The sequence below is a fragment of the Streptococcus sp. HMSC057G03 genome, assembly GCF_001808745.1.
GTDB lineage: Bacteria > Bacillota > Bacilli > Lactobacillales > Streptococcaceae > Streptococcus > Streptococcus parasanguinis_Z.
In genome coordinates, this window is record NZ_KV794423.1 from 1 (window position 1) to 20,017 (window position 20,017).

Here is a 20,017-nt window from a genome sequence, read left to right on the forward strand (position 1 = left end):
TGGAACTTCTTCGAAGTTCGCTGACGTCCGTATTCACCTAAGGAAAGTTTTTTAGATGACTTCGTCCTCATTCTGACAGGCCTTCTCTGCTGAGAAAGACCTGCTTCTACGAGGAAGTAATTTCCCCTATTTTTTCATTTGCCTCATTAGGCTAATTTAACACAGAAGGCATCCCAAGGGGCCAACTTGCCTGATTCGAGGACTTGTTCTACCTTGGTATTGGCGATGAGAACCTCTTCAACCCCATTAACGAGCGGTAAGTCTTGCTCTTGACTGGAGAGATTGACAACCACCAGATAGGCTTGCTCTCCTTCTACCCGCTTGTAGGCAAAAACCTTGTCTGCTGCATCCACCAATTCATAATCAGCAGTCACAAGCCAAGGGTGTTCTTTTCTCAAAGCAATGAGGGCTTGGTAGGTATAGAAAATAGAGTCTGGATCTGCTAGGGCAGCCTCCACATTGATCTCTTTGTAGTTTGGGTTGACAGCAAGCCATGGTTGACCTGTCGTAAAACCGGCTTCTGCTTCATCATTCCACTGCATCGGTGTCCGTGCATTGTCCCGACCAATATGGCGGATTTGATCCATGATCACTTCGAGCGGAACCCCTTTTTCTATGGCTTCATGAGCATAGTTGATCGACTCAATATCTTCTACTTCCTCAAGGCTCTTAAATGGATAATTGGTCATCCCGATTTCTTCCCCTTGATAGATATAAGGGGTTCCCTTCATCAAGTGAAGCAGAATCGCTAAAGCCTTGGCAGATTTGACACGATAGTCGCCATCATCCCCCCAAGTGGACACAATCCGTGGCAAATCGTGGTTGTTCCAAAAGAGGGAATTCCAGCCTTCCTCTTCTCCTAATTCCGTCTGCCACTTGGTGAAAATTTCCTTCAATTTAGGCACATCCAATTCCTTGGCGTAGTACCACTTTGGTTGACCCGGTTGGTATTGAAGGCCGATGTGTTCAAATTGGAAGACCATGGACAATTCTTGATTTTTCGGATTGGAGTATTGCTTGGCAATCTCTGGAGTTGCCCCCCAAGTTTCACCCACTGTAAGCAGATCCTTATCACCAAAGGTCGCTTGATTCATTTCCTTCAAGTAAGGATGGAGCATGGGACCATTGCTGATGATTTCCTGATCTGGAATCTTACCGATCATATCGATCACATCCATACGGAAGCCACCAATTCCCTTGTCAATCCAGAAATTCATCATGTCATAGATCTGATGACGAAGCTCCTCGTTTTCCCAGTTGAGGTCTGGTTGCTTCTTACTGAAGTTATGCAGGTAGTATTGGCCTGATGCTTCATCAAATTCCCAAGCAGAGCCACTAAAAGCAGAAATAATGCCATTGGGCTCATCCCGCCAAATATAGAAATCCCGCTTTGGACTGTCTGGATTTTCACGTGCTTCGATAAACCAAGCATGCTCATCAGAGGTATGGTTGACTACCAAGTCCATAATGATTTTGATCTTGCGTTTATGGCCTTCTGCGATCAATTCTTCCATATCTTCCATGCTACCAAAGATGGAGGCAATATCCTCGTAATCCGAGATGTCATAGCCGTTATCATCCATGGGACTCTTGTAGACTGGTGAGAGCCAGATCGCTGTAATCCCTAATTTTTCCAAGTAGTCTAGCTTGCTCGTGATCCCCTTGAGATCCCCGATGCCATCGCCATTACTATCCTTGAAACTCTTTGGATAAACTTGGTAAATTACGGCATTATGCCACCATTTTTGTTCCATTTTTTCTTCTCCTTTATGATTGTGAAATCACTTTCATCATACAAAAATAGGGGTAAAATTGCAAGAATTTACAAGTCTTCATTCTCTTCACTGGAATAAATCACTTCAAAGAGACGTTGACGCAAACCTTCCTCTAAAGGCGTAATGATCTTCATCAACTGTTTCCAATCCTTGGCTGTTGAACAAGCCGCAAATAATTCATTCTTCCTATCGTAGGCCAGGTTGGCAGATTTCAAGAACTCAAACATCCGATCTTCTTTTGCAGTAGGACGCGATTGCAGCTCACCCATCGCAATCTCCTGACTGTGATTGTCCACTAAGATAGGGGTTGTCTCTAAGGTATGGAGGAAGAACCGGTGCTGTCTCTTTTCAGGAAGCAGCGTTCGATCACCTGTTAAATCCAGCTTAATCTTTCTTTCATCCCAATTGACAGTTAGGCGGGTTTCAACCCTGTTATCTCCTTCTCCTTCAACGAGTACGAAGGAACGATTGTCACCTGGGAAAAGATGCCAGTCCAGCATTTCTGGGAGCTCTACCCCTGTCTGCGGTTGTGCATCCATAGGGATGATGGCTCCTGCACGCGCAAAGACCGGAATATCCTGGCTAGCTCTAAAGACTGTAAGCTTGCCTTTTCCTTCGTACTTCCAATCATGGAAGAAATCATACCAAACTCCGTCTGGGAACCAAACACTCACAGAAGCACTATGATAGACAGGATCCAGAGCCTCTGTAATTGGGGCCACCATGAGTTCACTGCCATAGAAATATTGATTTTTAGCCTCATAAGCCTCTTCTTCGTTTGGGTAATGGTAATAGAGAGGTTGAACCAAAGGCAGGCCTTCTTCGTGCGTCGCCACATTCATGGTGTAGAGATAAGGCAGTAAGCTATGGCGCAGGCGCAAATACTGCTTCATCAAGCGACAGGTCTCAGACGAGTAAAACCACGGTTCCTTGCTGTTAAAGGCATTACAAGAACTATGAAGACGATTGATCGGGCTAAAAACCCCAAACTGCAACCAACGAAGAGCCAAGTCTTCATCATAGTAGCCCCGCATATGGCCACCGATATCATGACTCCACCAGGTGTAGCCGATATTGGAAGCTGTGCTAGTAAAATAGGGTTGAAAGGCTAGGGATTCCCAAGTCACAATAGTGTCCCCTGAAAAACCAATCGGATACCGATGGCTGCCGGGACCCCCATATCGTGATAAGATGAGACCAGCTTGGCCTTTTCGGCAATTATCTACATAATGATAGTGATTTAACAACCAAAGGGGATCCATCTTGCCATGACTACCTTGCTGCCAATCAATCCACCAAAAGTCCACTCCTTGATCTTCCAAAGGATGGTGGACATCTTCGAAATAAGCTTCGCGAAAGGCTGGACTATAAAAGTCAAAGCTAGCCGCTTCTTCTTTTTCAGCATCCAGTCCCAAGCGTTTTGCGACCATGGGATAAGCATCTTCAAAGGCGCGAATTCCATCTGCCGGATGGACATTTAAGGTCACCTTTAAACCACGCTCATGCAGGCCATTTAAGAAGGCAGCTGGATCGGGAATCAAATCCCGGTTCCAACTATAGCCCGTCCAACCACTTCCAAAGCGAGCAGGAATCGCCGTCTTGTGCCAGTCCATATCGATCACACTGACTGCAAGAGGCACCCCTTCTGCTTTGAAACGATCCATCAAATCTGTATACTCCTGACTGGTATAAGGCCAATACCGACTCCACCAGTTTCCCAGAGCATAACGTGGCAAGAGGGGTGGCTGTCCTGTCAGATGGTAAAAATCTTTTAAGGCGCCTAGATAATCGCGCCCATAACCGAAGAAATACAGATCCACTTCTGGACATGGCCGTGCTCTAAATCCGCTTTCGACATCATACAAGTAGGAAGCGGAATCGTCTAAAAGAGCATAACCGGCCTTGCTCAAGATCCCATCTTGCAACTCCATAGCCCCATCGACCTCGTCAAGTGTCCGACTGGTCCCCTTTAAGGTCTCCGGCTGATCTCCATAGTGCCACCGGCTCCCATAGACTGCATACTGACCCTTGAGCTCGATAAAAAGCCGATCCGGTGTAAAAGGTCCCTTTTCAAAATGGAGGTGGAGATGCTCCGTATGAAGATCGAGGACCTCTTCTGTCTCTACGACCTCACAGGCTACAGGTCCAAAATCACGATTTTGCACAACTTGCGTCTGACCATCCTCAAAAACACCATCCTCTGAGTATTCCAAGCGCACCAAAGATTCCGTTAATACGGAGATTCGGTAGTTCTCTCCCTGTATCACTGATCCTGCCATTTGTCTTTCCTCCTCTTTTTATCTACTTCGCCTTACTGTGTAAACGTTTACGATTTTACTATAGCACTCAAAAAAAGGCCTGTCAACACCTGACAGAGCCTTTCCTAAAATTTTATAAGATCAACTTCCCCAATGAATCAAGAGATACATGAGACTCGATCCAAACATATCTGCCAAGGCATGCATGAGGAAAAATGGCAAGAGATTCTTGACGACCTTGAGGACGGACGTTAGGTGAAATTATCCAGTGGATGATTTCAGCAATCCAGGAAGTTCTATGACTAAATTAAGATACAGAGGGCGTCTGCGGAGTAAAAATTAAAAATCATTTTTCTGCAGAATCATTTCACCTATTTCAGTTAAAAAATAGGTGATCAACATTCTGAGGCTGGGACAAAAGTCCTAGCCTCAGAATTGTTTTTGGATTGTTGAGCAAGACGCAGTGGTTGAGTGGGCTCTACTACGCTGATTTCATCAGCTTTTACAGCCCTACTCAACTGTGCGGAGGTGGGACGACGAAATCGAATTCTAATGAATTACCGATTTCTGTCCCACTCTCAATTACACGATTAGTCTAACAAGTCTTGGATTCTATCCAGATACTGGTTGTCTGTCACCGCCATCACGCGCACCCCTTCTGGCCAGATAAAGTCGGGAGCAATCTGAATATGAAGCGGTTGATCTTCCGCATCTCGATAACCAATAATGTTGAGATGGTACTCCTCTCTGACAGCCAAGTCCTGAAGACTTTTTCCTACCCAGCTGGATGGAACCGTAAACTCGACTACTACCACTTCTTCATCCAACTGGAAAACTTCAATCCGGTGTTGGAAAAGAACCATTTTGGCGAGGGACATGCCTGCTTCTACCTCTGGCAGGATGACCAAATCAGCCCCAATCTTTTCCAGAATTTCTTTGGTCACTTCATTTTTGACCTTGGCAATGACGTGCTCGACACCTAGTGCCTTACAGTGCATGACAGCCAGCACACTGGACTCCAGGTTTTCACCCGTCGCGATCACGACTGTGTCACAGTTCCCAATATCTGCTGCATCCAAGAGGTCCAACTCCGTAATGTCTCCAACAATTCCAGTCGTAATCATGGATTCATATTGGTTGATCACATCTGCGTGATCATCAATCGCAACAATATCCACATCCTGGTCTTGCAGGGTTTTCAGGACACTCTGTCCAAAAATTCCTAATCCTAAAATTCCAATGGTTCGATTTGCCATAAGTTTCTCCTATCCGATAATGATGTCTGCTTTAGCATATTGCAAGGCATCTGCCTTCTTAGCTTTGTAATTGTTCAAACTGACCATGAGGGTCAAGGGGCCGATCCGACCGATAAACATAAGCACCATGATGATCCCCAGCCCTGCTCCATTTAAGGTCGAGGTCACATTGGCTGTCACGCCTACTGTCGCTAGAGCCGATACTACCTCAAAGACCAGGTACAAAAAGCGTTGACCATCCGGAGTCACGAGACAAAGGCCAAAGAGTCCAAGGAGAAAAGTCAACTGGAAAATCACTGCCGTCCCCAAAGAGCGTTGGACCAAGTCTGGTGCGATGGTGCGCTTACCCAGGTTGGTATGTGGCAAGCCGAGCAACTCTTTGCGCGCTAAGAGAATCAGCACCAAGAAGGTGGTGATCTTCATCCCCCCTGCTGTCCCGCCTGGTGCCCCACCTAGGAACATCTGTAAGAGATAGATAAAGAGCGTCACTGGCCGGACTGCTGTATAATCCAACGAGGCAAAACCAGCCGTCCGCATACTGACAGTTTGGAAGAAGCTGACCAAGATCTTCTCTCCTAACGGAAGGGACCCAATCGTTGCTGGATTATTAAACTCGGTCATAAGACTAGTCACTGTCCCAAAGAGAAGGATCGCCGCCGTTAACCAGAGAACCACCTTGGTATGGAAGCGAAGAGTTCGCCGCCCTGATTGATTGCGGGCCTTGGTGGCTAGGTCAAACCAGACCATGAAGCCCAAGCCCCCAGTAATAATAAGGGCAGACAAGGTCAGATTGACCAACCAATCGGTCTGGAAGCTCATCATACTATCGCCTCCAAAATTATCAAAGCCCGCATTACAAAAGGCCGAGACCGCAACAAAGATGGAGTTAAAGATCCCATGCCCCCAGCCAAAGCGAGGGATAAAGCGGGTCATGAGGAGCAAGGCCCCCACCCCTTCGATGGTAAAGGTGGTAATGAAGATGGAGCGGACAAAACGGGCTAAGCTCTGGTTATTGCTAAAGCTAAAGCTGTCCCGGATGGTCTGTCGGTCCTTGTAGCTGAGCTTTTGACGACCTTCCATAAAGAAGAGACCGATAAAGGTCAAGATCCCTAGGCCTCCGATCTGGATCAAGAGCATACAGATCAATTGCCCCAAACCATTATAGGTCGAAGCCACCGACTGGGTAAAGAGCCCCGTCACACAGACCATGGAGACCGCTGTAAAGAGGTGGTCGATATAGCCTGCTTTTGAGCTCGCTTGCTGGACAAAGGGCAGACTCAATAAGAGCGAGCCCACCAGGATAACCAAGGCAAAGCTGAGAAAGATTCGCCTTGCCGGAGACAGGCTTTTAATTTTGGCCTGCCATTGTTTAAAAAATAATTTGACTAACATAGCTTCATTGTATCATAAAAAGTGAAAAGACCTACAAGTGATGAACCATCTCTAGGCACAATTCTAGGGCCTTCTCAAAAGCTTCAGCCCCCCAGTCACGCTGGTCATAATTTTCTAGGTCTGCAAGAGAATCTGCGGTAAATAGGAGCAAGCCCCAAACTGCATCACGAAGCTGGGCGACTGCTGCAAGTGAGGCACACTCCATCTCCACAACACGACACCCTTCTTCAATGCGATAGGCCACCTTGTCAGGTGTTTCTCTATAAAAACCGTCCGTCGACCAGGTCATGACCTCTTGATAAGGAATATCTTTTCCTTTCAAGACAGTTTCAATGGCGGTCAGTGCACGACTGTCCACTTCGATATAACGAGAAGGCGCTACATAATGGTAACTGGCTCCTTCATCTCGCAAGGCCTTGGTCGGGATTAAAAAGGCATTTTCTTCTATATCCACCAAGACCCCACAGCTACCTGCCGATATGATCTTCTTCACTCCATAGCCAATCAACCAATCCATGAATTGCGCAGCAGCTGCAGATCCAACTGGCGCTTGGGCCAAGCCGATCTCCTCTCCTTGGTGCTCCATAACATAGACCGGATAGGTCTTAGTCGCTGAGACAAAGCTAGCTACTTGTTTGGCTCCAACAGCTTTGGCAAAGCGATCAATCTCATCTTTCAAGAAAGCATACACACATTTTTCAGGTAGGTGCAGGTCTAACCCCTCATGGGTCGGCATAATGACTGCCTGTGGATTGTCGTCAAACTCTAAAATGGGAATTTCATGTCGATGGATCATTCCTTCTCCTTTTTGACGGGTATTTCTTTAATGACACGGGCTGGATTTCCTGCAAGGACCACATTGTCTCCAAAGGACTTGGTGACCACTGCTCCTGCGCCAGCAACCACATTGTTTCCCAGCGTCACACCAGGAAGAATGGTGACACCTCCTCCTGCCCAGAAGTTGTCTCCTATCGTAATTGGTGCCCCGTACTCGAGACCAGAATTGCGCTCGTCTGGATCCAGTGGGTGTAAGGGGGTCAAAAATTGGCAATTAGGACCAATCATGGCATTCTTTCCAATCGTGATAGGACAAATGTCCAACATGGTCAAGTTGTAATTGGCATAGAAATTTTCTCCCAGATGGATGTTGACCCCATAATCCACAAGAACCTGGCGATTGAGATAGAGGTTTTCACCGGTTGATCCAAACCACTCTTTGATGATGGATGCCCCCTTTTTAGGATCCACCTCTTGGTTAAAGGCCTCTTGTTTCTCCCGAGAGGCTTTTGCCAAAGCCCGTAATTCAGGGTCCGCAGGTCTATAATAGTCACCCGCAATCATTTTTTCATATTCACTGGCCATAAGGAAACCTCCACGTTATTTTGACATATTATAGCAGAATTTCCCCTTTAAAACAAACGTCAGAATAAGGCTTTACAAGGAAAAAGATCATAAATGCTTAAAAATAATTAAAAACACTTGCATTAACTTAATAAATGATGTAGAATATAGGCAAGAACAGAAACAAGGAGCGAGCTCATGTATCAGGAACAACGACTCGAAAAAATATTAGAACTCTTAGAAGAGCGAAAACAGCTATCGGCTAAAGAAATGGTCGACTATTTCAAGGTCTCAAAAGATACCATCCGTCGAGACTTCGCTCTCCTTAGTCAGCGCCAGCTGGTCCGCAGGACCCATGGTGGACTCCTCCCCTTAAACAAAGAACCCGGCCCTTCTTACCTAGACCGTAGTCAGAAAGCCAACAAGGAAAAGACTGCTATGGCTCAAAAGGCCCTGCAATTGATCCAAGATGGCCAAGTGATCTTTCTCGACGTTTCTACCTCGATGACCCTGCTTGCTGGCTTGCTTAATAAGGAAGTCACAGTCTATTCGCATTCCCTTGACAATACCATCCAGCTCAGTAGCCATTCCCAGGTTGACTTTCATCTTTTAGGAGGAAAATTCTACCCTAAAAACCGCTTCTACTATGACGCGAATCAAGCACAAATACTGGACAATCTTCGCTTTGATCTCGCTTTTTTTGGAGCGAGTAGCTTAGCCAATGGCGAAGTCACCTTTGAGGATGCTGAAGACGTTGCCGTCAAGTCTCTCGTTTTTGAACGAGCTCGTACCAAGGTGCTGGTGGCAGAAAGTACCAAGTTCCACCAACATGCCAACTACTATCTCGCTCGTCTCCAACAATTTGACTATTGGATTACTGATCAAAAACCAAGCCCTGACATCCTTAAACAAGTCGGCAACGAAACCACTATTCTCTATTAGGAGGTAATCTTTATGACTCACATTCGTCTCATCATCAGCGACATCGATGGTACCATCTTAAATGACCACCATCAGATCGATCCACAGTTGGCAGCATTGATCCCAGATTTAAAGCGTGAAGAGATCCCTTTCGTGCTAGCCTCTGCTCGCTCCCCCAAAGGAATGGCACCCATTGCCAAAGAACTCGGTATAGAAGACTGCCCCATGGCCTGCTACAACGGGGCCTTGATTCAAAAAGGCGAGCAGGTTCTGTTTGAGCATCCCTTAGACAAGAATGAAGCTCGTCAGTTTATCGACTGGGCCAACCAACACTTCCCTCAAGTTTCGATCAACCTCTATAGCGGAAAAGACTGGATGACCGATCATCTCGACCAATGGAGCCGAGAGGAAGCCCGGATTACAGGGGAAAAACCTCTTATTCTTCCCCTATTGGATCCTTTGCTGGATATGACAAAGCCCCTCCACAAATTGCTCTTAATTGGAGATGCAGAAGAGATCCAAGCCCTCTATCGTGCTATTTCTGCCGATGACTTCCCTTCTACCGCCTTTTATCTCTCCAAAGCCAACTACCTAGAAGTTACTGCTAAGCACGTCTCTAAAGAGGATGCTCTGGTTGAACTCGCCAACCACTACCACTTGAGCTTAGAAGAAGTCCTCACCATGGGGGACAACTTCAATGACCTTCCTATGCTCAAAAAAGCAGGCATCGGTGTCGCTATGGGCAACGCTCCTCAAGAAGTGAAAGAGGAAGCGACTGTCGTGACAAAGACCAACAATGAAAACGGGGCTGGGCAAGCGGTTGAAACCTATGTGTTGATCTAGTCATCCGTTTAAAAAGGACGTCGAGTATAATACCCGACGTCCTTTTTGACGAATGTATAGCACTAAAACTACATCATTTTCATATAAATGCTATCCCAACAATGTCTGCAGAATTGGAACCACAATCACAAATAAGACTGTGCTGAGAGTGACCACATTCGTTGAAAACTCAACATCGCCTTTACCTTGATTGGCAAGGATAGGAAGAACTGCCAAGGCTGGTGTTGCTGATTGAATCATAAAGGTTCTAAATTCTGGTGCCACCATATTTGGAGAGAAGAACTTCAGAACCAAGAGCATGATGACCGGTGCAAGAATAAAACGACCAACCAGTGTGATAATGGTATCTTTATCAAAGCGAATTGTCTTAAGTCCTGCCTTAGCTAGGACGATACCGATATAGACAAGAGATAAGGGCGTTGTTAAACTACCAATATAAGTCAAGGTACTTTCCGCAAAACTTGGAACAGGAATACGTAACACCAAAAAGACGAGGGCTACGAGAAAACCTAATAAAGGAGCTGGGAAAAGCTTCTTCCAATTAAATTTTTGAGCCTGTTTTGAAGCCCCTTCTTTACTATCAGAAGTCATCAGATAGACACCTAATGTCCAAGTAGATACTGTATTTGTAATATAATAAACCAAGAAGTAAGGAAGGGCTTGATTTCCAAACAAAGCGATATTTAAAGGCAAACCAATAAATATGGTATTGGCATTAACAAAGGTATTAATCATGGTTCCTCGGCGTCCTGGGCGCACTTTAAAAACTTTCACTGCGATAAAGGCCGCTAGGTAACCAAGAATGAAGGCGATAAACGTATAGAGCAAACCGCCAGACAAGCTAATCAATTTATCTAAAGTTAAATATTTAAGAACAGAGGTAAAAATTGCAACAGGCATGGCCACGTTCATAATCAGTTTAGATAAGTCATTTCCGAAGCTCTCTTGAAACCAACCACGGACTTGCAAGAAATAACCAAGAATGATGATGACGATAATGGGCACAATACTCTGAATTGAAGTTAAAAAGATTTCCATAGTCTCCCTTTCTATCTAACAAGACATACACAAAAGGTGTACGAGGCATCCCGTCGCACTCGTACACCCCATTCCCATTTACTTATTTATATTCTGGGTACCATTTCAAATCACGGACCGCTTTAGCCATATCTGTTTCTTGAGCACGCGCAAGACCTTGTTCTTGCGCTTTTTTAGCAACTGCTTCTGCTACTTTGATAGACACATCAGCTACATACTTGAATGGAGGTAAGACTGGTGCTCCTGGTTCGCCTGGATTGACAATACCACTCAATGAATGTGCGGCAGCGCCAATCATTTCATCCGTCAACAGACTCGCTTCAGAAGCCAGCATACCAAGTCCAAGACCTGGATAAATCAGGGCATTATTCGCTTGACCAATCACGTAGTCCACACCTTTATAGGAAACTGTACCAGCTGGAATTCCTGTTGCAACAAACGCTTTTCCGTCTGACCATTCGATCAAATCTTTGGCACTTGCTTCAGCTAGTTTGGTTGGGTTTGACAATGGGAAAATGATAGGACGTTCAGTGTTTTCACACATAGCTTCTACAATTTCTTTTGTGAAAGTATTTGGCTGAGTTGAAGTTCCCACAAGAATGGTTGGTTTAACCGTCTTCACTACTTCAAGAAGGTCCGTCAACTGATCTGCATTGGCAAAATCAGAACGTTTCTTAGCAAATGGTTTTTGTTGCGGCGTTAAGTCATCCATATCATCAAAAAGGAGACCTTGTTTGTCGACCATAAAGAAGCGTTTATAAGCTTCTTCTTCAGGCAGACCTTCACTAACCATTTCACGAAGGACACGAGAAGCAATCCCTGCACCAGCAGTCCCACCACCATAGCAGAGATAAACTTGATCCGTTAATTTTTCACCTGTAATATCCAATGCCCCAAAGATCCCACCAAGGGTTACAATACCAGTTCCTTGGATATCATCGTTAAAGGTTGGGATTTGTTTTCGATATTTTTCAAGGATGTTGGCAGCATTTAAGCGACCGAAATCTTCCCAGTGAAGGTAGAGTTTAGGGAAAAGACGTTCTGCAGTTTGGACAAATTGATCGATAAAATCATAGTAACGATCACCACGCACACGTTCGTGGCGATTTCCCAAGTAATTAGGATTGTTACGAAGTTCTTCACGATTGGTACCTGCGTCAATGACCAAAGGAAGTACCATTGAAGGATCAATTCCTGCAGCTCCAGTATAGACCATCAGTTTCCCAACAGAAATATCGACACCATTTGTACCCCAGTCACCAATACCGAGAATACCTTCTGCATCTGTCACAACAATAAGACGAATTTCACGATCACCCGCTGCATTTTTCAAAGTCGCTTCGATATTTTCAGGGTGATTGATGTCAAGATAGGCCGCATATTGTGGATCTACAAAGAGGTCGCTATAGCCTTCTATGGTATCAGCAATGGTTGGGTCATAGACAATGGGATTAAATTCTTCCAAATGTTGAGCAAACAGGTAATAGAAAAGGGTACGGTTGGTATTAAAAATTTCCATTAGGAACAAACGTTTTTCCAAATCGTTAACCTTTGTTTGCATTTGCGCATAAGTTTGCGCTGCTTGTTCTTCAATGGTTTGAACGTAAGGTGGCAGGAGGCCAATGAGACCTAGTTTCTGACGTTCCTCTAAGGTAAAGGCAGTTCCCTTGTTAAGGAAAGGGTTGTTTAAAATATCATGTGCAGTCATCATGTGACCTCCTTATTTATTTTATTCTATTATAACACTTATTTTCTTTAAATGACACTTTGTTATGTATATGATACAATATGAATGAATCAGGCAATGAATGTTCAGGCGATGCAACCGAAAATGATGCGATTTCAAAAGATAACAAAATAATAGGTTTATCCATCACTTCCTAGATAGTCACGGTCATCTCTTAAAAAAGCCTGTTCCTTTCCACCTTTTAGAAGGTTATTCTCATCAAAAGATCCACTGTTTTCAGGTATTCTTTTTTCCACTTATGATGATCAATACCTATAAAAACCATAGATAATAAATCTAAAATATGTTTGTTATAAAATACTTTGTTTTGTTTAAGGTGTTATTTTTGTCATTTAAAACTTGTATTCTGGTTACATGAAAACAAAACATTATTTACAACGGTATATAGCGCAAAAGGTCAAATATTTGCGAAAAAAACAAAACATGAGTCAAGAGGAGCTATCGGAACGGGCAGATCTTGGATTAAAATACATCAATCAATTGGAAAATCAAAACGTGAATCTGACCATTCACAGTCTTGAAAAAATCATTGTCGCTCTTGAGTTAACGCCTGAAGAATTCTTCAATTTTGATTCACTCGAAGCGTCTTCAGATTCTACCGACAGCCTTTCACTTAAGAGAGTAAATATGAAAATTAAGCAACTTCCAGTTGGAAAAAGGGAGAAGATCCTAACGATTTTCGAAGATCTTTTAGATAGCCTTTAATTGTCCTCTGACTCACCTCAGATTGTAACAAACAAAAAATCATATAGTCAAATTAGCTATCACGGATAATTTTTGCTTATCCATGTCTGTCTATTTAGAAGAGGGAGCCCAATGAATCTTAAGGACTTTTATTATTTTCTTGATCTTAGTCAACAGCAATCCTTTACTGGGGTTGCCCAAAAACACGGGATCAGTCAACCATCCGTATCCTATGCGATTAAACGACTAGAAAAGGAATTTCACTGCCCATTAATCGCGCACGATCCTTCTCATCGTACTTTCAAATTAACGCCCCAAGGAGAAATCTTGCTACGACATATTCAAAAGGTCTTACCTGAGATTCAAGGGGCCAAAAAAGAGATCCTCCGGAGTCTTTCTCAATTCAATACGATTGGTTTCCCACCAATCATCATTGACTATCTTGTCCGAAAACAACCCGCCTTTATCAGTAATGTTGCAGCTCTTCAAAGTATCCATCCTGTCCAAGAAGGATCTGTTGAACTTTTAGAAATGCTTTCCAAAGGAGAACTAGATGCTAGTTTTTTAGGGAGTTTAGAACCGATTAAAGATCATCGCTTCCAGGTAAGAGAAATGGCCAAACGAGATCTCTTCTATATCCTTCATCACAACCATCCACTAGCCTCAAAAAAAGTATTACAATTTTCAGACGTCATCGATGAAGATTTTATCATTCCAGATGAGCACTTTGTTCATTTAAAAGCCTTTGAACAGTTGAATGAGCGCTATCACCATGAGGCTACGCCCTTCTTTCAGACGGATGATATTCAGCTTCTAAAACAACTCCTTCGTAAACAAGTGGGAATTAGCTTACTAGCAGATCTTGCACTAACAGATGATGAAGAAGAACTGATCGCGATTCCGATGGCAGAAAATGAACGGATTAGTTTTTACGTTTCACTAGTTGAACCGAAGGAAAGTAATCTCAAACCGGAGGTCATCCAATTCTTTGAAAAATTACTAAACTAGTCGTAGCCTTTGTTCTTAGTGCTAATGCAGAAACATAAAAAAAGTGACTAGCTAGTATTTTTTACGACTAAAAAATATAGTAGAAATACCGATAAAATAAGGATTCCTGCAAATTTGTGGGAATCCTATTTTCTTTTGCACGCTTTGTATATTTAAATTATTTTGTGTATATTTTTCTCACTCAGTTTTTTATCAATAATTAGGGATATAAAAGTCGGTAAAACCCTTGATTATTATACCATTGACAAGTTTTTCAAAAACCTGTATGATAGAAAAAAGTTTATTAAAAAGGGGACGTATTTTGAAAAAATATACTATTTCACGTAAACAAACTTTAACTTTAGCTTCCGTTGTTTTAGGAACTGTCTTCACAGGAACGACTATTGCTTCTGCTGATGACGTTGCACCTAGCACAACCCAAGCTGCTCCTGCAGCTACTACAGCAGCAAAATCACCTATCACCGCTGCAACAGAAGAAATCAACGCCAAAGCCAATACACCAGTTGTTCCTGCTGATAAAGCAAAAACTGGGGATGTTATCGCTGTGGACGTCAAGAAAACTGGCCCATCTGCTAAAACAGACGGTGCAGATACAACCACTACTTCAACAGCAACTATCAAAACCACTAGCTTAGCCGATCAAGACACACCTGTTGGCACTTCAAAACCAGTCTCTTCTACCAAGACAGCTACATCAACCAAAGAGACAGCTGACTACACTGAGACAACAACCGAAACAGTCAATAAAACAACTGTAGTCGAAGTGACAAAAGAAGCCGATGTGGTCAATAAAAAAGAAGTTCAAGGAACATCCGACATCGTCTTTGTCATTGACAAATCAACTTCAATGGATTCTCACATCAGGGATACGATGAAGAATGTCGAGACCTTCGTTCGCAATCTATCGGCCAAAAATATTCAAGCTCGTTTAGGATTGGTTGAATACGAAAGAGCTAGTGAAGTCAAATACCATGATTTCAATGGATCTAAGTTCACAAGTGATCCAGAAAGCTTCATTTCCGCCCTGAAAACCATCAAAACTGATGGCTACTATGAAAATGCTACTGTTCCATTGCATCATATCGCTACTTCAGGAGACTACAACTGGGGGACTGGGGCAAACAACCATCGCTTTGCTTTCTTGATTACAGATGAGGACATTGATCTTACAAAGGATACACCAACAAAAGAAGCGACACTGAAAGCCCTTCAAAATGCTGGTATCTCTTTGACAGTGGTTGGTGAAACACGTGAAAAAAAAGACTTTGATCCATTGGTCAATGGAACAAATGGTCTCTACCTAGATATCGACAAAAACTTTGCTGACTTGTTGAACGTTCAATTTGCCAATAAAGTCGTTGAAACTGTCCAAAAAGGTCGTGTCTTCAAAGTCCAAACAGACAAGTATGAGTTGATCTCAAAAACTCATCGTGTGGCGAAAGCAAAACCACAAACACCTAGCATCCAAACGCCTGCAACACCGACCCCTACCCCTCAAAAACCGGCTGTTGTAACCCCTGCGAAACCGACTGTATTCACACCGGCTAAAAACGAGCCTGCCAAAACAGCAGTCTATATCGCACCTGCAGCTCTTCCTCAAAAAGAAGCAAGTCTTCCAAATACAGGAAGCAAGACCTCAATTGCCTTGACAACTCTTGGCCTTGGTCTTCTTAGCATGAGTGCTGCCTTTGGCCTCTCTCGTAAAACAAAGAAAGACTAACATGAAAAGCCTAATCCGTTGATTGGGCTTTTTATCACTCAAAATTTCCCCTTTGCTATTTTCATTAGAAAGCGGAAATCTTCAACTTCTACCAAGAGATTCTTGTCCTCCGCTATGATATAATGGGGACAGTACAAGGGAGGAAACCAATGTTACAAGAACTAGCCTTTACAGGCCAATGGAGACACTATCAAAAACGCGTTCTCGATAAGAGTGACGCTTTTATGGCGGATGGCCACCTGCATTTGGTAGCAGCTCCTGGCTCTGGAAAAACAACCCTGGGAATCGAATTTATCAGACGCTTCGGCCAGCCAACCCTGATCTTGGCTCCAACGGTCACCATTCGTCAACAATGGGTGGACCGGATTATCCAGGCATTCTTGAGTGATGAAAGCCAAGCAGAACAACTGATTTCACAAGACTTAAAACATCCTAAGCTGATTACAGTGGCTACCTATCAGGCCCTACACAGCGCCATGAACCAAGTCGTCGGTCAATCACAAGCTGAGGATACCGATGACCAGGCAGAGATTGAAACATTTGATTTCAAAGGCTTTGATATCTTTACTACTTTCAAATCCATCTCACTCGGGACCCTTTGTTTAGATGAGTGTCATCACCTGCGCAATGAATGGTGGAAGAGTTTGGAAGCCTTTCGTCAGGCCTTCCCAGACTTAAAGATGATCTCCCTTACCGCCACCCCGCCCTATGAAGGGGATCCTGCCCTTTGGGATCGCTATATCCGCATGTGTGGTGAGATCGATGAGGAAATTACGGTTCCCGAATTGGTCAAGGAAGATACCCTTTGTCCCCACCAAGACTATGTCTACTTTGCCTTTCCAACCAAGGAAGAGCAAGAGCAGTTGGACGCTTTTAGCCAACAAAAGAATGCTCTCTTGCAACAACTGACTTCCGATCCCCTCTTTTGCCAATACCTCCAAACCTGCCAGGCCTTATCTGGTCAGATTAGCGATGATGAATTGCTCAATGAGCCCAAGTATCTCTCTGCTACCCTGATCTTTCTTCGAAGCAAGGGAATTGACTTTCCCAAACGTTTCCAGGACCTTTTAGGAGCCAAGAAACTACCTGCTTTCACCCTGGACTGGCTTGAAATTCTCCTGCAAGGTCTGCTCTTTCAGGTGCCTCACTGGTACAATCTACCTGAGGAATACGAGAAGCAACTGCTTCATGAATTAAAAGCAGCCAGCTTGATCGATCGAAAACAAGTCAAACTGGTCCGCAACAAAAAACAAGACCTTCTACTCAACCAATCCCTCGGAAAACTTAATGCCGTCCGAGAGATTTTCAAGGCCGAATACCAGGCTCTTGGAAGCCAACTACGACAACTGGTATTAACAGACTATATTCGTCAAGATTTTGAAGTTCATCTAGGAGATAAGGACGCCCAATTTACTCAATTGGGAGTGCTCTCTTATTTCGAATCTATTCGCAGGGAAAGCTTAGAGCAAGCAACTCCTCCTGCCATCGCTGTCTTAACCGGTAGCATCGTCATCATCCCGACGGTTGCTAAGCCAAGACTAGAGGAGCTGTTAGGAGGGAATAGACTGACTTATCAAAGTGTTGGCCAATTATCTCCTGATGACTTTCTCAAGGTTCGTTTGGTCGGTTCTCAACATGATTTGGTGACAGCTGTGACCCAGCTCTTTCAAGAGGGCCTCATCCAGGTTGTTATTGGAACCAAGTCTCTTCTAGGAGAAGGCTGGGATGCTCCTTGTGTCAATTCCCTGATCCTAGCGAGCTTTGTCGGCAGCTTTATGCTCAGCAACCAAATGCGAGGTCGTGCCATCCGAGTGTGGCCTGAGGATCCAGACAAGACCAGTAATATCTGGCATCTAGTCTCTATCAACCTTTCCCTAAAGAAATGGTATGAAAAGTCCGATCTTGAAAAGGAAGAGATCGAAGCCATCACTGATCAGTTGAAAGAATACAGTCCTGATCTGGAGCTCTTAGAAAGACGGATGAAGCAATTTTTAGGTCTCCATTACAAGGAGCCCTTCATCGAATCCGGTATCGAACGTCTAGCCTTTGACAATATCCGCTATACCAAAAAACAGTTGCAAAAACTCAATGAAGAAACCTTAGAGCGCTCCACCCATCGTCAAGAACTCCGAGACGGCTGGCAAAAAGCCCTGCCGATTCTGGAGAATATGGAGATTGCAAATGAAGTCCAAGTGGATAAACACTTCCTACCTTTGGCCCTATTTTTTGACGCTAAAAAGCTAGCTCGTTGGCTGACGGCCGCCACTTTGACCGATGCTTTCGCCAACTTTATTTACTATTCACATAGAGGAGGATGGAATAAAGGGTCTCTTATTCTTCTATTCTTCCTAGCTGTTCTCGCACTCCTTGCCTGGCTCCGCTACTATCTTTATAAGAGCCCTTATAAACGTATGGAAGTATTTGGAGAGGCTGTCCGTCAAGCCTTATTAGCTTCTGGACAGATTCAAACCCAGGAGAGCCGCATCCAAGTTGTACGAGACAGAAAGGATGCCATCCACACGTTGATTTATTTGAAGGGCGGAACCATGCGGGAGAAAGAACTCTTTTCGCAAACCATGATCGAATTTTTTGCACCCATTGAAAATCAACGTTACATCCTAAAAGCACAAGAAAAGGTATCTGATCAGACAGAATATTTCGCTGTACCAAGCCTCTTTGACAAACGAAAAGAAGATGCCCAAGCCTTTGTGGCGCAAATCCGAAAGAGCCTGGGTAAGTATGACCTCGTCTATACCCGAAGTGCCGAAGGTCGCGCTATTCTCCTTGATGCGCGCATCAAGGCCCTAGCCAACAAACAAGAGCGCACCTTCACCAAGAAACAAGTGATGTCGGATTTGAAATAAGATTTTATTTCACTACAAAAAATTCTAGTAGACAGCCTCTACTAGAATTTTTTTGTTAGTCAAGTACAATCATAGCCTTAATAGTCTTACGTTCATCCATGTCCTTATAAGCTTGGTCGATATCTTCCAGTTTATAGCTTGAGGTAAAGACACGACCCGGATTGATATCACCATCAAGGACCGCTTTTAACAAAACTTGTTTGTCATAAGTAGTAACTGAGGCTGCTCCACCTGCCACTGAGATATTTTGAGCAAAGGTCGAACCAAGGGCACGGTTATTGTAATGAGGAACGCCCACAAATCCCATGCGCCCTCCATTATGGAGGACTCCGAGAGCTTGCTCAACAGCTGCTTCTGTACCGACACATTCGAGAGCTGCATCTGCTCCGCCTCCAAGGATTTCACGGACCTTGGCAATCCCTTCTTCACCACGCTCAGCCACAACAGCTGTCGCACCTGACTCCAAGGCCATTTGTTGACGGTCTTGGTGGCGACTCATAAGGACGATTTGCGATGCACCACGCATCTTAGCTGCAATGACAGCACATTGGCCAACAGCACCGTCACCAATAACGACAACCTTGTCACCTTTTTGCACATTAGCTACACGCGCTGCATGATAGCCCGTCGGCATGACATCAGCCAGCGTCAAGAAGGATTTGAGCATGGCTTCTGTATAATCAGATGGTTGCCCTGGAATTTTCACAAGGGCCCAATTGGCAAAGTGGAAACGGATATACTCTGCTTGCACCCCGTCAGACCAGTTGGTGCCAATATGGCGGTCACAAGTCCCATCATAGCCAGCACGACAGGCGTCACACTCCCCACAACCATGGGTGAAAGGCGCGATGACAAAGTCTCCTGGTTTGACCGTTATAATGGCCTCACCGATTTCTTCGACGATCCCAATCGCTTCGTGGCCACTATTTTGATGACCTGCTTCAATATCCGGATTGCGGTAGCTCCATAGATCGGATCCACAGACACAGGTGCGAACGATGCGGAGAATAACATCATCTGGCGCTTCGATGCGTGGACGTTCTACTTCTACTAGACCCACTTGCCCAGCTTTTGTATAGACTGTTTTCTTCATAGGAACAACCTACTTTCTATTGCTTACTTATCTACAGTATACACTTTTTATCGAGCTTCTGCTCATACCAAGTCGTC

General features: G+C 44.3%; 15 protein-coding genes and 1 pseudogene. 6 read left to right on the forward strand and 10 right to left on the reverse strand.

Translation table 11 applies throughout. The features are described 5' to 3' along the window. Positions 1–146: 146 nt before the first annotated feature. From HMPREF2686_RS04155 to HMPREF2686_RS04180, 7 genes and pseudogenes are all read right to left on the reverse strand, one after another. Entirely contained in the window at positions 147–1,754 is a 1,608-nt protein-coding gene (locus HMPREF2686_RS04155) for an alpha-glucosidase (protein ID WP_070449314.1), read from the reverse strand. Positions 1,755–1,822: 68 nt separating this feature from the next. Then, on the reverse strand, positions 1,823–4,054 hold the full coding sequence (locus HMPREF2686_RS04160) for a glycoside hydrolase family 31 protein (RefSeq protein ID WP_070449316.1): 2,232 nt from the start codon (positions 4,052–4,054) through the stop codon (positions 1,823–1,825). Between the two features lie 120 nt (positions 4,055–4,174). Further along, positions 4,175–4,270 (reverse strand): annotated as a pseudogene (locus tag HMPREF2686_RS10640) (CPBP family intramembrane glutamate endopeptidase); the annotation flags it as partial. Positions 4,271–4,623: 353 nt separating this feature from the next. After that, entirely contained in the window at positions 4,624–5,289 is a 666-nt protein-coding gene (locus HMPREF2686_RS04165) for a potassium channel family protein (protein WP_023919047.1), read from the reverse strand. Between the two features lie 9 nt (positions 5,290–5,298). Beyond that, positions 5,299–6,681: a TrkH family potassium uptake protein gene (locus HMPREF2686_RS04170; protein WP_070449318.1), complete on the reverse strand. Its 1,383-nt coding sequence runs from the start codon at positions 6,679–6,681 to the stop codon at positions 5,299–5,301. Between the two features lie 31 nt (positions 6,682–6,712). After that, entirely contained in the window at positions 6,713–7,477 is a 765-nt protein-coding gene (locus HMPREF2686_RS04175; protein ID WP_070449320.1) for a nucleoside phosphorylase, read from the reverse strand. Beyond that, positions 7,474–8,043, reverse strand: coding sequence for a sugar O-acetyltransferase (locus HMPREF2686_RS04180; RefSeq protein ID WP_070449322.1), 570 nt, complete (start codon positions 8,041–8,043; stop codon positions 7,474–7,476). The genes HMPREF2686_RS04175 and HMPREF2686_RS04180 overlap by 4 nt, the downstream gene beginning before the upstream one ends. A gap of 177 nt (positions 8,044–8,220) precedes the next feature. On the opposite strand from HMPREF2686_RS04180, the gene HMPREF2686_RS04185 reads away from it, so the two are divergent. Together HMPREF2686_RS04185 and HMPREF2686_RS04190 are read left to right on the forward strand one after the other, a co-directional pair. Then, positions 8,221–8,964 carry a DeoR/GlpR family DNA-binding transcription regulator gene (locus HMPREF2686_RS04185; protein ID WP_070449325.1) on the forward strand — a complete coding sequence of 248 codons (744 nt, stop codon included), beginning with the start codon at positions 8,221–8,223 and terminating at the stop codon, positions 8,962–8,964. Positions 8,965–8,976: 12 nt separating this feature from the next. Then, positions 8,977–9,786, forward strand: coding sequence for a Cof-type HAD-IIB family hydrolase (locus HMPREF2686_RS04190; protein ID WP_070449327.1), 810 nt, complete (start codon positions 8,977–8,979; stop codon positions 9,784–9,786). Between the two features lie 90 nt (positions 9,787–9,876). Here HMPREF2686_RS04190 and HMPREF2686_RS04195 read toward each other — a convergent pair whose 3' ends face one another. Further along, entirely contained in the window at positions 9,877–10,824 is a 948-nt protein-coding gene (locus HMPREF2686_RS04195; protein ID WP_023919058.1) for an AEC family transporter, read from the reverse strand. Between the two features lie 82 nt (positions 10,825–10,906). After that, positions 10,907–12,532 (reverse strand): malolactic enzyme, encoded by a 1,626-nt coding sequence (locus tag HMPREF2686_RS04200; RefSeq protein ID WP_070449506.1) that lies wholly within the window; start codon positions 12,530–12,532, stop codon positions 10,907–10,909. Positions 12,533–12,925: 393 nt separating this feature from the next. Here HMPREF2686_RS04200 and HMPREF2686_RS04205 point away from each other — a divergent pair, with 393 nt between their 5' ends. From HMPREF2686_RS04205 to HMPREF2686_RS04220, 4 genes are all read left to right on the forward strand, one after another. Further along, positions 12,926–13,276, forward strand: a complete 351-nt coding sequence (locus HMPREF2686_RS04205) for a helix-turn-helix domain-containing protein (protein WP_070449508.1) — start codon at positions 12,926–12,928, stop codon at positions 13,274–13,276. Positions 13,277–13,387: 111 nt separating this feature from the next. Further along, positions 13,388–14,263, forward strand: coding sequence for a LysR family transcriptional regulator (locus tag HMPREF2686_RS04210; RefSeq protein WP_070449329.1), 876 nt, complete (start codon positions 13,388–13,390; stop codon positions 14,261–14,263). 301 nt (positions 14,264–14,564) lie between these two features. Next, positions 14,565–15,983 carry a VWA domain-containing protein gene (locus HMPREF2686_RS04215; RefSeq protein WP_240668800.1) on the forward strand — a complete coding sequence of 473 codons (1,419 nt, stop codon included), beginning with the start codon at positions 14,565–14,567 and terminating at the stop codon, positions 15,981–15,983. Between the two features lie 149 nt (positions 15,984–16,132). Continuing rightward, positions 16,133–18,847, forward strand: coding sequence for a DEAD/DEAH box helicase family protein (locus HMPREF2686_RS04220; RefSeq protein ID WP_070449332.1), 2,715 nt, complete (start codon positions 16,133–16,135; stop codon positions 18,845–18,847). A 55-nt stretch (positions 18,848–18,902) separates the two neighbouring features. On the opposite strand, the gene HMPREF2686_RS04225 is transcribed toward HMPREF2686_RS04220, so the two are convergent. After that, the gene (locus HMPREF2686_RS04225) at positions 18,903–19,940 is read right to left on the reverse strand and encodes a zinc-binding dehydrogenase (protein WP_070449334.1); all 1,038 of its coding nucleotides are present in this window, start codon (positions 19,938–19,940) and stop codon (positions 18,903–18,905) included. Positions 19,941–20,017: the final 77 nt, after the last annotated feature.